The organism is Nitrospira marina, assembly GCF_059568365.1.
Genome location: NZ_JCANTH010000001.1, coordinates 956851 through 972361, shown reverse-complemented (window position 1 = coordinate 972361; position 15511 = coordinate 956851). Strand labels below are relative to the sequence as shown.

The 15511-nt window shown below is 50.4% G+C and carries 10 protein-coding genes; 8 read left to right on the top strand and 2 right to left on the bottom strand.

Annotated features, from left to right (window positions below; genetic code table 11):
* Nucleotides 1-704 precede the first annotated feature (704 nt).
* The 6 genes from LX98_RS04065 to LX98_RS04040 all read left to right on the top strand — a co-directional run bounded on the left by LX98_RS04065 (nt 705) and on the right by LX98_RS04040 (nt 11672).
* On the top strand, nt 705-3221 hold the full coding sequence (locus LX98_RS04065; RefSeq protein ID WP_496427676.1) for an ATP-binding protein: 2517 nt from the start codon (nt 705-707) through the stop codon (nt 3219-3221).
* A gap of 758 nt (nt 3222-3979) precedes the next feature.
* Nucleotides 3980-5677, top strand: a complete 1698-nt coding sequence (locus tag LX98_RS04060) for a PAS domain S-box protein (protein ID WP_496427675.1) — start codon at nt 3980-3982, stop codon at nt 5675-5677.
* A gap of 289 nt (nt 5678-5966) precedes the next feature.
* Nucleotides 5967-9173 carry a PAS domain S-box protein gene (locus LX98_RS04055; protein ID WP_496427674.1) on the top strand — a complete coding sequence of 1069 codons (3207 nt, stop codon included), beginning with the start codon at nt 5967-5969 and terminating at the stop codon, nt 9171-9173.
* A gap of 134 nt (nt 9174-9307) precedes the next feature.
* Entirely contained in the window at nt 9308-9712 is a 405-nt protein-coding gene (locus tag LX98_RS04050) for a hypothetical protein (RefSeq protein ID WP_496427673.1), read from the top strand.
* A gap of 349 nt (nt 9713-10061) precedes the next feature.
* On the top strand, nt 10062-10550 hold the full coding sequence (locus LX98_RS04045) for a pyridoxamine 5'-phosphate oxidase family protein (RefSeq protein ID WP_496427672.1): 489 nt from the start codon (nt 10062-10064) through the stop codon (nt 10548-10550).
* A 570-nt stretch (nt 10551-11120) separates the two neighbouring features.
* Nucleotides 11121-11672, top strand: coding sequence for an inorganic diphosphatase (locus LX98_RS04040; RefSeq protein WP_312643327.1), 552 nt, complete (start codon nt 11121-11123; stop codon nt 11670-11672).
* Between the two features lie 179 nt (nt 11673-11851).
* On the opposite strand, the gene LX98_RS04035 is transcribed toward LX98_RS04040, so the two are convergent.
* Nucleotides 11852-12991 carry an alcohol dehydrogenase catalytic domain-containing protein gene (locus LX98_RS04035; RefSeq protein ID WP_496427671.1) on the bottom strand — a complete coding sequence of 380 codons (1140 nt, stop codon included), beginning with the start codon at nt 12989-12991 and terminating at the stop codon, nt 11852-11854.
* Between the two features lie 412 nt (nt 12992-13403).
* Here LX98_RS04035 and LX98_RS04030 point away from each other — a divergent pair, with 412 nt between their 5' ends.
* Together LX98_RS04030 and LX98_RS04025 are read left to right on the top strand one after the other, a co-directional pair.
* Nucleotides 13404-13943: a ferritin-like domain-containing protein gene (locus LX98_RS04030; RefSeq protein ID WP_496427670.1), complete on the top strand. Its 540-nt coding sequence runs from the start codon at nt 13404-13406 to the stop codon at nt 13941-13943.
* A 9-nt stretch (nt 13944-13952) separates the two neighbouring features.
* A complete protein-coding gene (locus LX98_RS04025; RefSeq protein WP_496427669.1) occupies nt 13953-14474 on the top strand; it encodes a gluconokinase, GntK/IdnK-type in 522 nt (173 codons plus the stop codon).
* A gap of 118 nt (nt 14475-14592) precedes the next feature.
* Here the strand turns inward: LX98_RS04025 and LX98_RS04020 are convergent, their stop codons facing one another.
* Nucleotides 14593-15420 carry a protein kinase family protein gene (locus LX98_RS04020; RefSeq protein ID WP_496427668.1) on the bottom strand — a complete coding sequence of 276 codons (828 nt, stop codon included), beginning with the start codon at nt 15418-15420 and terminating at the stop codon, nt 14593-14595.
* Nucleotides 15421-15511: the final 91 nt, after the last annotated feature.

Sequence of the window (15511 nt, the reverse complement as noted above, 5' to 3'; positions counted from 1 at the left end):
CAATTGAGATCTGTCATTCTGAGGCCAGGCCGAAGAATCTGTGCCCAGCCTGAAGATGTAATCGACTCAAAGGGATCCTTTCATTTTCTGTAGATGCCCCTTGCAACGATTGTTTTCTCTCCCACATCCATCCTCCAATGTTCCCCAACAAAGAGGGACTTAAAGAATTTGAAGATAATGGATCTTTTGTCTATAGTCTTTAACACAACTGGCGGGAGGCACTGTCATGGTGACGGTCTCATTTCACTGGATCGTGGCGGGCCAGGTGCAAGAAAGACGGCCAGCCGCCAATACAATCGCGTTCGATTTCCAACACGCCCGCAATGGCTTTGTTCAGAAGCCTCTTCGTAACCACAAGATAATCTCATTCCTCCCAACCACCCGGACCGGCCCTTGGCGGCCAGAAACCAGGCGTTCCAAATGCCTTCCTTCCTCGCCGGTCGAGCGAATGGGGCGTCCACTCATGCTCGCATGGGCCACACCTCCATATTCAGATAGCAGAAAAAGGAAGACTTCAGACGTCACGACAATAAACATTCCCTACATTCATACGGTTGTGTGGAATAGTTATGGCCCTTCCTTCCCGATCGAGTGACCTTTTTTTTGAACCGAAACGTATGGGCGAACCGCGCATGCCTTGTACGAGCAGAGCAGTAGTCAATGGATAGACTGTCAAAACTATCCAGATCATTCCGAGGTTCACGATGACCCTCATCTCCACGTTACGCAGTTTTTTCTTAAGACTCGTCACAAACAAGGAAGACAGTTCGCAGCTCCATGAAACTGAATCGTACACAAATTGGTGTACCCGCTTTGCCTGGGAACGTCTCACCGTTCTCTATCTTTTGGGATTGGTCGCCAATCCGGCGTTTATTGTAGCCGACGTCCTCCTCCATCGAGAGCATCTCGATGCAATTCTCGACATACGCACGATTTTGGAGTTAGGGCTCCTCGGTTGTTTTCTGCTGGTGAGATACCAACCTGCTGCAATCCCGCCACATATGTTCTTAATCCTTTGGGTATTAATTGGCAATCTGTGCATCGTCCAGATGACCGTCGTGCTTGGCGGATTCACGGCCCAGTATTACAACGGGCTCAATCTCGTGTTCCTGGCGGCAGCGGTCATTGTGCCCGTGTCCTGGCCAAGTCATCTGATCGCTCAAGCGGGCACGCTTGTGTCGTATTATGGGCTGAATCTTCTCAATCCTTCTGTGACGGCTGATATCGATGCAGCCATTGAGAACTCATTTTTCCTCGTATGGACCTGCGTCGCCTTACTTTTCTCGGTTTCCCTCTACGAGCGACTGCAACGGGCCGAATTTCAAGCACGGCTCTTCGAGCGAAAGGCAAGGGTTGAATTGGAGACATCCAACCAAAAACTTCTCGAACTGGATCGGTTGAAAAGTGAGTTCTTTGCCAATATCAGCCATGAAATTCGCACGCCGCTCACTCTGGCGGTGGGTGCATTTAAGACTCTCTTGAAATTTACACTCAGAGCAGAAGCCAAAGATGTGGTCCAGACCGGCTTACGGAATGCCTCCAGGCTTCTGTTTCTCATCAATGAGTTGCTGGACCTGGCTAAATTCGACAGCGGTCGCACCGCTCCGAACAAACGGTGTATGGATTTCGCTGCGCTCGTGAGCAGTGTGGTTATGAACTTCGATTCCAGCCCGACTCGTCGCATCCATGTGAAAGGCCTGATGCAACCGGTGGCCTTGGAGGCCGATCCACTCCAAATGAAAAAGGTTCTGTATAACCTGCTCTCCAACGCCTTCAAGTTCAGCGATCCCCATGAGGGCCAGGTGTGGATTCGTCTCTCCTCCAAGGAACATTCCATCGAACTGGAGGTTGAAGACAACGGCATCGGCATTCCACCCGATCAATTAGGGCGAATCTTCGACCGATTCACTCAAGTGGAAAGCAGTGCCACGAGGCGGTATGAAGGCAGCGGGATCGGATTGGCCTTGGTGAAGGAAATCGTCATGCTGCATGGGGGAACAATTGCGGTGGAAAGCGACCCCGGCCGTGGTTCCGTATTTACCATCACGTTGCCTCGCGGGAACGTGCCTGCTGACCAGATGCTTGCCATTCAAGACGACGAGGAGGACCCGGACGTTCTTCCCAGACCAGCCGAAGACGAACAGAAAGACGATGAGTCTTTCCTTTCCCCCGCTGAAAAAAAGGACGCCCCATTGGTGTTGGTGGTCGATGACAATGCCGATATGCGCGGGTACGTCAAAAAAATATTGCACAGACAATATCACATCGTGGTAGCCAGGGACGGAGCGGAAGCCCTGGAGAAAGCTCAACACTTGCGCCCGGCATTGATCCTGACGGATGTCATGATGCCGAAAATGAGCGGACAGGACCTTTTGAAAGCCGTTCGAAGCGATAAGACTCTTCGATCGACCCCCGTGATTTTCTTAACAGCCCGCGCTGGGACCGAAGCACGTATTGAAAGTCTGGAAGCAGGAGCCGACGATTATCTGTCCAAACCCTTCGACGAACCGGAACTCCTGGCTCGCGTCGGCAACCTGATTCGAGCACGCGCACAAGAACGGGAACTCGTACAATTACAGAAAGAAAAATTAGCCAGGTTCTTACCCCAAAACCTGGCCGACATGATCATGTCGGGCGACCACGAGGATTTCCTGAAAGGGCATCGCAGCAAAATCACCGTGCTCTTTATCGATCTTCGAGGATTCACACCCTTTACTGAAACGGTGGCTCCCGAAGAGGTAATGGCCGTCCTCCGTGAGTACCAGGCGGCGATGGGTTACCTGATCTCCGAATATGGCGGAACGCTTGAGCGATTTGCCGGCGACGGCATCATGGTCTATTTTAACGACCCGCAGCCCTGTCCCAATCACGCCGAACAAGCGGTGCGCATGGCAATCGCCATGCGACAAGAAGTCCTTTCGTTAGAAGAGCAATGGAAGAAACGCGGCATTCCCCTCGGAGTAGGCATCGGTATTGCGACCGGATATGCAACGATCGGTGCGATCGGATTTGAAGGACGAACGGACTATGCCGCGATCGGCCCCGTCACCAATCTGGCATCCAGACTCTGCAACGAGGCCCAGCACGGCCAAATCCTTGTCCCGGAACAGATCGCCTTCCTTCTCGGAAATCTGATCTCGGCCGAACCGATCGGGGAACTCGCATTGAAAGGCATCCAAAGGCCTCTGTCCGTCTATCAAGTGATTGAATTGATCACCTAACCATATGATCTGACGATTAAGAAATATGGCCAGCGAAACCCGGAAATGTTTGACAATGGAACCGCAGTTAAACGTTGAGAGAAATTCTTGACGCCCAACCGCCGTTCGCTCGACATGGCTGCATCACCCAAGCCTGGACCGTCGCCGAAGTCCTCCGCTCTTGGCATCTCATTCACGCGTCCACCAACAAGCATAGAACAGCAAAACACACTCCCAAACAATAAGGTGATCTTGTCTCCATTTAGAGTTGTCATTCTGAGGCCATACCGAAGAATCTGAGCCCAGATTGAAGATTCCATAGCTCAGCGAGATCCTCTCGGTACCCCAAGGATGGTATGGTCGCTCAGGACATAGGGGTTTACCTTGATCACTCACCATTACCAAGTAATCAACCTTCGTCATCCCCGGCATTGATTAGCCCTGTCCTTTTTCGCCCTTTGCATTTCTCCTTCTTCAGTTTATCGGGATCCGGCGGCTTTATTGCGCACAATGGCGTGTTGCGCCTGAAGGGTTTCCTTTTTTATGTCGTGCTCACAGATTAGGCTCTCCCATCCCTCTGATCCGGGATTGGGGGTTATCAGCCGTTTTTCGGATTCATTTATTTGAAAGTGAGCAATTTTGACCAGAATTCTGCATGTCTTCTTGCTAGAATTGACGCCCTTCAATGCCCAAAAACCACTACCCAGTCTCAGGAACCCCGAGCGTTCCTTATCGGAAGGGTACACACTATGGCCGCATATTTTCAAAAAGGAATAGGGATGCAGTTCAAAGATACCAAAGGAATATTGGACGGTCATGTGCATCTCTTTCTCTCGGCTTCTTCACACATAAGTCCTACCAAGATCGTCCATCAGGTGAACCCCAAACAGCTCAAGCGGCAATGCGATGAATCCTTTATTCTGATCGGGAATGCCCGGGGAGATATTCTTTTCATCAATTCACGAATAGTGGATTGGTTCGGTTATCCGCGCAAGGAGTTAATCGGTAAACCCTTGGCATGTCTTATTCCCGGACAATTTCGAGTCCACCACACCGACAAGCGTGTAGACTTCGTATTGACACCACACCGCGAGTCCATCAAACACGAACCTGAGTTTCAGGGACGTGGGAAAAACGGGAAAACCATTCCCCTCCAAATCAGCCTCGAATCGATGGGGAAGGAAAACGATGGAGCGACTTTGGTGACGATGACAAATATCACCGAACGCAAACGGGACAGGGAAACGATTCGCCGGTCGACCGCGGCACTTCATGATCAATTGGACCTCAACAAAACGATTACGGACAATGCCTCAACCAGCCTTCTCATGCTTGATACCTTCGGACGAGTGACATTTGCCAATCCAGCCACGGAAGTCGTGATGGGGTATACCCCTGACGAGCTGATCGGCAAGGTCTTGCATCAAGTGGTTCACCATACTCACCAAGACGGGACCCCCTTTTCCATGGGAGAGTGTCCTATTATCGGAATTCTTCCGTTAAACCATGTCCTGCGGAATTATGAAGACGTGTTTATTCATAAAGATGGGCATTTTTATCCTGTGCGATGCAACGCCAGGCAGATTTTCAAACAAGAGTCGAGAGTGGGCATCGTCCTGGAAATTCTGGATATTACGGACCTCCTACGTGCCGAGAAAGACCGGCAACTCTTCACGCTTGAACTGGTGCGACAGGTGCATGATCGGACAAAAGAGCTCGTCACTTTCCAAAAACGGTTACGGGAGGTGGCGGCCGAACTCAATTTGACCGAACAACGCGAACGGCAACGCATTGCCATGGAACTTCATGATTATCTCAGCCAACTGTTAGTGGTGTGCCACTTGAAGCTGAGCCAGGCCATGCTAGTCCTTAAACCTGAAACTCAGGAGCTCGGTCTTATCAAAGAAACCGAAGATATCCTCGATCAAGCCCTCACCTACACCAGAACGCTCGTCGCGGAGTTAAGCCCCTCGGTGTTGTTTGAATTCGGATTGCTGGCGGCTTTGAAATGGTTGGCCGGTCAAATGATCCACCATGGACTGAACGTGACAATGAACTGTGAGGGCATTCAGGACCTGAAGGTGCCTGAAGATAAGGCGATTTTATTGTATCAATCCACCCGTGAACTGTTTTTCAATGTCATAAAACATGCCGGTACCAACCGCGCCACTCTCACACTTGGCAAGGAGGAAGAAGTGTTACGCATTACCGTGGGGGATGAAGGGAAGGGCTTTCATCCGACCAAAGGAACAGCTGCCCCTTTCACGGAACAAAGGATGAAATTCGGACTATTCTCCATACGCGAACGCATGATCAGTCTTGGGGGATCATTCGCAATTGAGTCACAACCTACACAAGGGACCCTGGCCAGCCTCCTGTTACCCTTATCACTGAAGGGAGAAAAGCGTTCAATACTACATCAGGACCCACCTGACGGCTCACCAAGCACCTACTCCTCCCTCAGAGCTACTCTCTGATCAATCACACCCCTGCATCAAAGGTCCGAATAAAATCCCTGTGTAAAATGGGCTAAAAAAATTTGATTCCCATTTTTGCTGACCCGGGCTGCGAGTGCGTCCCCTAAAATTTTAATGACACCAGCCCCTTATCGATCCAATTCGATCTCCACAATTTTGAAGATGAGGACCCTGGCATGAATTCGGATGTGATGGATGTGGCAGCTTGGCTTTGTCCAATCCCCTCCAAGCCCTGTATAATCGGACTAGAAGGCGCCCGATACCATTTCACGAAAATTAGGAATTAAAGTTGAGCCCTAATACCCGGGATACCGGTTTAGAAACTCTTTGGGAAGAAATCCGCCAATTTATGGGAGTCTGTCCGTCCTTTTTCCGGTTGGCCAGCTCTGAGCCGATCGTCGCCCGAGGCCTTTTCGATCTGGCAAAATTCGCCTATCTTGAAAGCCCTCTTCCCTCAAGCTTTAAGGAAAAGCTCTTCACCTACCTTTCCCGCTTCTGCGGGGTCCGGTATTGTGTCACACGACATGCCGCATTTTTGTTGGGACGAGGAAACATCGCCGGCGACCCAACCTGTCCTCCTCTTACGCCTGAGGAAGTCATCACCTTGCTCAGCGAGCCGTTTCCTGAGGGCGAACAACTTTCCGACATTCTGTCCGCCCTTGGAACCATGGGTACTCCCCTCAAGGTCTCGCCGGCTAACGATTCGATGGTGGAGCGACACCTGCGCATCGCCTGTGCGATGATTTTTCTGGAACCCGGGCGCTCCACCGCATGGTGCGCTGCACTCCGGCGACTTTTGGGATCTCCGCAATTCGAATGGCTTCTGCTTTTCCTCGCCTTTGTGCGGACCGCGCATTTTTGGACGGAAGTTCATGCATCGTATGGTGCCATGATACCGATGGCGAGTGAACAGCCTTCCCCCGGGGATGATGCCGTCATCGATCAGACTCCTCAACTGGTTTTTGAAGAGGACATAGAAAATCTCCTTCGAGAGCAACAAGCACTGGTCGAACCTCTCTTGCAGAGAATGAAGGACACCACACGATTCGAACTCGGATCACAGCTCCATGCAGAGTTGCAGGAATTACGCACCACTCACCGGCTCGCACAAGCCTTAAAAAAAAGTGAAGCCCTCCTTCGCGACTTGTACGAGAATGCCCCGGATATGTTTTGCTCCGTTGATGCCGAAACAGAGCGCGTTGTTGAATGCAATCGAACCCTTCTGGAAAAAACCGGGTTTTCCCGCGAGGAGATCATCGGCAGATCCGTTTTCGAGCGGTATACCAAGGCCTCCCTCCCAAACGCCCGGAAATCCTTTGAACACTTCCGCCAATATGGAGTCGAGCACAATGCCGAATTGCAATTGCGAACTCGTGAAAGAAAAACGATTGATGTCAGCCTGAATACCACGGCCGTGCGTGATGCGTCGGGACAAATAATCTCCAGCCGCTCGATCTGGCGGGATATCAGCCAACAGAAATCCCTTGAAGACCAACGGCGCCTTATATTTGAAGCCTCCCCGAATGGCATGCTGGTTGTGAACCAGAAGGGAACCATTCTTTTTGCCAATTCACGAATAGAGGAATGGTTCGGTTATCCCCGAGAAGAGTTAATTGGAAAGCCATTAGAAGGGCTTATTCCGGCGCAATTTCGAGTTCAGCAGGCCGGCGAGCGTTTTGACTCCGTATTGATTCCCTACGTCGAATCCATGGAACCCGAGCCTGAGTTTCGTGGGCGTGGTAAAGACGGGAGGACCATCCCACTCACAATCAGGCTCGATCCGATGGGGAAGGAAGACGAGGAGTCGACATTGGTGACCATGACAGATATCACCGAACGCCAACGGGATAGGGAAACCATTCGCCAATCGACCATCGCGCTTCATGAACAATTGGCTCTCAACAAAACCATCACCGATAATACCTCAACCAGCCTGCTTATGATTGATACCGCCGGACGAGTGACCTTTGCCAATCCATCCACGGAAATCGTGATGGGGTTCAAACCTGAAGAGCTGATTGGCCGGGTTTTGCATGAGATGGTTCACCATACCCGTCCAAATGGTTCACCATTTCCAATAAAAGAATGTCCCCTGGCCGGGCTATCTCCTTTTAGAGAGACTCTGACCAATCATGAAGACGTCTTTATCCATAAAGATGGCCATTTTTATCCTGTACGCTGCAACACCAGGCAGATTTTCAAACAAGGGGAACGGATCGGTAACGTTATCGAAGTTCTGGATATCACAGATCTGCAACGAGCCGAGAAGGACCGGCAACTTTTTACGCTGGAACTGGCGAAACAGGTCAATGATCGAACTGAGGAGCTTGTCAATTCTCAAAAACTATTACGGGAATTAGCGGCCGCCCTTAATTTGACCGAACAACGGGAACGGCACCGTATTGCGACGGAACTTCATGATTACCTCAGCCAACTATTAGTGGTGTGCCGCTTGAAACTGGGCCAGATCAGACCCGCCCTTGGCCTGGACGCTGAGAGCTCCGGTCTGGTCAAAGAAACCGAAGACGTCCTCGATCAAGCCCTCACCTACACCAGAACGCTCGTCGCGGAATTAAGCCCTTCGGTCTTATTTGAATTTGGATTGCTGGCCGCCTTGCAATGGTTGGCCAGTCAAATGATCCATCATGGGCTGAAAGTGGAAATGACCTGTGAGGGCATTCAAGACTGGAAGGTCCCGGAGGAACAGTCGATTTTGTTGTACCAATCGATCCGCGAACTGTTTCTCAACGTGATAAAACATGCCGACACGGACCGTGCCACACTCACACTTAGCAAAGAGGAGGGGGTGTTACGTATTTCCGTGCGCGATGAGGGTAAGGGGTTTCATCCCCCCACGGGAACGGCCACCCAGCCATTCACGGACCAGGCGATAAAATTTGGCCTGTTCTCCATTCGCGAACGCATGATTACCCTCGGAGGAACATTCGAAATTGAATCCCTACCTCATCACGGAACTACGGCCCGCCTCATTGTACCTATCGCGTTAACGTTGGAAAAGGTTTCTACACCACAACAGGATACGGACGGGCAGTACATCGATCAACCCCTGGTCGATCAATCTCTACCGGAGTCAGGCGATCTCCCAAAGATCAGGACAAAAAACCAAATTCGCATTCTGATCGTCGATGACCATGTAATGGTGCGGGAGGGATTAAGGAATATGTTGGAGAGCCATGAAGATCTGGAACTGGTAGGGGAAGCCGGGAACGGCGAGGAAGCCATCGATTTGGTAGAACGCCTAAAACCTACCCTGGTGATCATGGATGTCAATATGCCAAAACTGAATGGCATTGAAGCCACATCCCGGATAAAAGCGCACCATCCGGATATTAGTATTATCGGATTATCTGTCAATGCCGGTGGAGAAAATCAACGTGCAATGCTCAAGGCCGGAGCTGTCGCCCTCATGCCAAAAGAAGCTGCTGTCGCCGATTTATATCAAATGATTACAACCGTCATGACGTCACGGCCATGAACCTGTGGCATGCGGATGATTGATAGAGCGACCCGAGTTGCGCTCAGACTGCACGCGGTTTGTTGGAATGCTATGATGGAATATTGGAATATACTTTGTGAATCATTTAATCACATTCTGAAAGGACCATGACTATGAATCTGCTACGCATGATGATCGGCATTTCTTTGGGTGTTGTGCTCTTCGCGGGAACCGGGTTTGCCACAGAACCGGCCGAAGTGGAGAAATATGTGAAGGCCCGTATTGAGATCGGCGAGATGATGACGAACTACTTTAAGGGTGGCAAAGGATACGGAGAGGGGCAGCGGCCGTCACCGGAAGCTATGAAGGAAATGGGCGCGGATATCAATACAAAACTCAGTGCGTTATTGGCAAAACATGATTTGACGATCGAGGAATATCGCCAGCGCAGCCCTGAGGTCTTTGCCAATGATGCGGCGGTGCAGGGGTATCTCAATGAGCATCCCGATCTGAAGGCACGCTACGATGCCCTTCCACTGGGCAGCATGAAGGGCGGGAGCACCGGGCGGGGGTACTGAGGCTTCCCCTTAATTTTAGACAAGATTTTCCCTTTCAAAAAATTTATTTACTACGGCCGACATGCTCAAAGGAATGGGCGGTCATGATGGTACCCTATCCATAACGAGGTCAATCCGTTTTCCCAACGACACACAATTGAAGCATGGTTCGGCCGTTCCCGTACTATCGAAACACGGGAATACCAGAGCAGAACGGTTCTCAACCCTTATCAATGAGGCAGACAATTAATTGAATTTTTCTCTGTATTCGCATTTGCCATAGAATTTGATATCAGGGAGATGCGGGCGTGTCATCATTCACTTCTCCACTCTCCAACTGAAACTCTATCAATGAAGGTCGTGACATCCCATGAACGATGAGCAGCCGACTAAGGTCTGCGCCAGTCTCATAGACGGTATGCAGAGTCTCCAACTCTCCACAGTCGGGGCGGAGGGCATTCCCCACTGCAGCTATACGCCCTATTTGCACCGGGCTCCTAGCACCTTTTACATCTTTGTCAGTCAACTGGCAGCACATACCCGTCACCTGCTGGCCAACGGGACGGTCGCCATCATGATCATTGCCGATGAACAGTCGACGCCACAGATTTTCGCCAGGACGAGGGTTCATTACGTGTGTGAAGCCACGCCTATCCTGCCCGATCGTCCCGAATACGAGCCTGTGCTGGACGACTATCAGGAACGGCATGGCAAGATGGCCGGCCTGTTACGGCAGCTGCCGGACTTTGTTCTGTTTCAACTGCACACGAAGAGCGGGCAGTTTGTGATGGGGTTCGGCAAAGCGTACACACTGACCGGAGACAATCTGTCGGTCTTCGAACATTCCCGCACTGGATAGTAAGATTAATCAATTGGCCGGCCTCCATTTCAGCCTTAAACGTTTCTCTGTACTTTACAGAAGAGTGAGGGTTCGCTATTCTTGCCAAGGACTGAAGACATCTTTCCGATAACTGTTCAGGGAACTCTCCATCACAGACAAGATCGTCATGGTGCAACCTCGGGCTTTGTAGCCCGGGCTTTGGTCCTCTGGCTAGCGCCACGGCTCCTCCTGGATCCTCCCCCTCACAAGGTTAGCGGACTCCATCGGACGGTAATCCGTACATTTCGAATACGTGTGACTTTCCTCCCTGTGTGCTCCCACGCGAACGGAAATCACACGAAGTGAGATGCTTGAATTGGTATCCGGGAACGCCCATGCGAAGAACGATGCGAAGTCCCGGATAGCTGGCAAGCCCCACTCAACGAAAAGGTTGTGGTACAGGGAAAAACCGAGACGGAGAAACAGCCGGAAACCGGATCCCATGTTCGGGACCAACTGACGCGACATTCGTTGGAAACCAGAAGAATTGCAACGCGTATTTAGAAAAATAATCACGTTCACCTCTCACTTCTTATCAGGAAACACACGATGACTAAATTTGCCAAAAGTGAGTATTTTAATCCCTGGCATCATGCCAGTCCCGGAGACAAATTACCCGAGTTCGTGAATGGAATCATTGAGATTCCCAAAGGCACGAGAGCAAAATATGAATTAGATAAAGAGAGTGGCCTGCTGATACTGGACAGAGTGTTATACTCTTCCGTGTATTACCCTGCCAATTACGGATTCATTCCGCAAACGTACTGTGAAGATAAAGACCCCTTGGATATTCTTGTGATTTCACAAATTGATGTGGTCCCGATGTGTATCGTGCCGGCCAAAGTCATTGGAGTCATGCGCATGCTTGATAACGGAGAAGCGGATGACAAACTCATCGCAGTAGCGGCAGGCGATCCCAGTGTCAGCCACATTAAGGATATTTCCGAATTACCCCAACATTTTATTTCCGAAATGCGGCATTTCTTTGAAGAGTACAAGACTCTTGAACATAAAGCGGTGGTGGTGGAGGAGTTTTTAGAGAAAAAAGTAGCTCAAAACATTCTGAATCAGAGTCTCGCGATGTATAAAGATTTGTTTTGAGGTACAGAGTTGCCAGATTGCCTTAAGTCCGACGGTCTGGGTGAGGTTGAAATGGACCTTCCCGGCCTTCGGCTAATGCGGTGGGATAATCAATCAGGATTGATCCGAAAATTTCGTTCCACATCACACACAAAAGTCAACCGATTGCTCATGATGAATAACCTACCAGTTTCACACTCTCATGCTGCAGGCTTGAGCAGGACCTTGACCCAGCCATTTTCCCGCGCATCGATATGCCGATAGGCGTTCGGTCCATCTCGAAGTGGCAACTCGTGAGTGACGAGGAACGAGGGCTTGGCTTTACCCACCTCAATAAGATTGCATAATCGCCTATTATAGGCCTTGACGTTGGCCTGACCGGTTCCTATCCGCTGCCCCTTGGACAAGAAAAGACTCCAGTCGAATGCCGGCTGTCTTTTCTGAGCCAATGCTTCCGACGACTTCGGATCCTCAGGTTGGAACCCGCCCACCACACCTATTCGGCCTGTCGGGCGCACCGATTGTACAAGATGATTCATCGTGATATCGGCCTGTTCGTGGCTTTGGGGATCGTGCGCATGGTGTCCCAGGCATTCGCAACCTGAATCCGCGCCCTCGCCGGCAGTCAGGTCCAGAATCTGATCAACCGGGGAAACTCTCGAGTCATCGATGGGAATAGCACCGATTTTCTCTGCCAGTCGTAATCCATCGGGGTGACGGTCCACAATCATGACCTTACTGGCACTTTTGAGGATGGCCGAGTAAGCTGCCAGGAGCCCCACCGGTCCCGCGCCATAAATGACGACCGAATCGCCCGGCTGGACACCGGCCATCTCAGTCGCATGATAACCGGTCGGAAAGATGTCTGACAGCATCACGTAATCGGCTTCTTTCTCCTGCGCATCCTCAGGCAAACGCAAACAGTTAAAATCACCGTATGGCACACGGAGGTACTCCGCCTGGCCACCTGGATAAGGACCCATTCCCCCACAACCGTAGGCTCCACCGGCTGTTCCTGGGTTGACCGTCAGACAGAAGGCGGTCAACCCGCTCTCGCAGTTTTTACAAAATCCGCAACTTATATTGAAGGGCAGGCAGACACGGTCGCCAACCTGCACCTGTGAAATATGAGGGCCCACCTCGATCACCTCGCCAAGATTCTCGTGACCGAATATTGTGCCCGGCTCAATTGGCATTCGTCCTTCATACATATGTAAATCGGAATCGCAGATATTGGTCGTAGTCATTTTCACCAACACATCCGTTGGTCGCTCGATTTTGGCGTCAGGCACTTCTTCCACACTGACATCATGAGGTCCGTTATAAACAAGCGCTTTCATGGCATCGTTCCTCCTATGGTTATAGGTGAAACATCCAACATTCATTGTTAAACCCAAAGCGAGGGTCCGTTTGTGGACCACAATTACCCGGCAGTCTACAACATAACGTTGGTCAGAATAGATTAAAAATCTATTAGATAGGAAAATGTAAGCATATGCCACTGGGAGAAACCCTGGCTGTCCCATTCTTAAGAGACTCTCACCTCCCTGTGCGTTCTCACTGAAAGTTTCCGCTTCTTAGATAAAATACAGATTAAAATGAATATTTTGGTCATTGTCCTCCGACAGACAGGACTGAGAAAATAATTAATATAAAGGCCGTCCGGGCACGCGCCGCAGGGAACTAGCCTGATGACGTTTCATGAGCTGAAATACTGTTTATAAAGACAAGTTACAATGTTGGGAGGCATGAATGAAGGATCAACCATTTCTCACGGATGTACAAACCTTACGCAAACGCGCAAGAGAACACATGGAAAAAGGCGCGGTGACGCCTGGTTATGCGGCTGACCGGGACACGGTGATAAAGATACTCAACGAAGCCCTGGCAACTGAGATTGTTTGTGTCCTCCGATATAAGCGGCACTATTATATGGCGTCAGGCATTCATGCTCAGAGCGTGGCGGCGGAATTTCTCCAACATGCCAATGAAGAGCAAGGCCATGCTGATCAACTGGCGGAGCGGATCGTCCAACTGGGCGGCGAACCGAATCTCTCCCCTGAAGGAATGCTGATGCGCAGTCATTCCGAATATGTAGAAGGCACTTCCCTGGTCGACATGATCAAGGAAGACCTGGTGGCGGAGCGCGTTGCCATTGATAGCTATCGGGAAGTAATCAACTATCTAGGCACCAACGATTCGACATCCCGCCGAATGTTGGAGGGTATTTTGGCTGTCGAGGAAGAGCATGCTGATGACCTTGTCTCACTTCTGGAGGAAATGGGCTCCTAACGATTCGCTATGAGAGAAGCAAAGAACCGGGACATATGGATCGTCATCCTTATGGGTGTCTCGGGTTCAGGAAAAACCACCATTGGTCAACTCCTGGCCAGGAATCTCGGTTGGTCGTTTTACGAGGGCGATGATTTCCATTCAGTGCGGAATGTGTCCAAAGTGCTGAGTGGAGTTCCGTTAAGTGATGAAGACCGGATTCCATGGCTTTTTGCTATCCATCAACTGGTTCACGATCTGATAAGCAAATCACAGCGCGCCGTCATTACCTGTTCCGCTTTAAAACAGACCTACCGAAAGTTGATCATTGAGGGGCACCCTCAAGTCTCATTGGTATATTTGCGAGGTAATTACGCGTTAATCCACCCCCGCCTGCGGTCACGAACCGGCCACTTTATGAAAGCCGACCTATTAGCCAGTCAGTTCACTGCGCTTGAGGAACCTCACGATGTCCCCTTCATCGACGTTTCTCAAGCGCCAGAGGTGATTGTGGAACAAATTAAAAGAATGCTGCATTTACAACCCGCATAACAGATCTGGGATGTCATAATACGAACAGCTGCCCATGATTTGGAGATTGTTCCCGGAGAGAGAAGATTTCATAATGAGGCATGAGGGAGAACACCCTTACCTCACATCGATCAGAAAATCAGGGCATCCTGGGGGATTGGTCCCTTTCCTTCTTCCACTTATACCAGATGGTTTCATTGCTCCCATGCGGATAGATCATTCGTTTCAGCGCAATGTAGGGCCGCCAGAGATAGCGGTGGTATCGCCTATTTAAATCCGATCGTTTCGCCAACTGCTTTTCCTTCTCGGATAATCTCTGCGGTTGGAACGTGTGTTTGTGTTTGTACAGATGATAGAGATCCTCCCGGATCAAGCGTTGAAAAATCTTCTCTGTCAACGCGCCTACCCAACCCTGCCGAACCGGAACAGGAAGGCAAATTTGAAAATCAATGAGAAAGGGCTTTCCCTCTGTAGAACAAATGATATTCCCCCGTTTATTCAAGTCCGCATAGAAAATGCGACGCCGGTGAACCGCCTGAAGAATGCCCCGTAATTGATCGAAAAAATCAGGAGCCAGCGATGTGACATACGTAGCCATCGCTGGATCTCCCACCACCACGTTGAATTGTTCCTGGATGCGTCTTTCTATTTCATAAAGCGTGTGCCCTTCAATAAACCGATGAAAATATCCTCGTTTCCCATATCGCGGTCCTAAGGCTGGAATGCCCGGGAGATCAGACACCATCTGATAGATGCGATATTCCCGCCTGGATATCCAACCCGTCAGGGGGCGAAACAGCCAGCCCAGCACAAAACGAAAGTCGCTGAGCTTAAGGACATATCGTTCGCCTTTCTGATTCCGATACAGAACATTCACGGAGAAAAAATCGTCCTTCAATATCCGTTCATAGCCGTACTCGGCTCCATCAATTTCCACGACTGGGGGATAAGATCGTGTGATACGCATGGTATGGTCTGCGCCTCTGCTCAACCGGATCCCATGGTACACCATCTGAATAAAAATTTCGCCCGCTGGTCCTAATTTTGTGAAACAATTT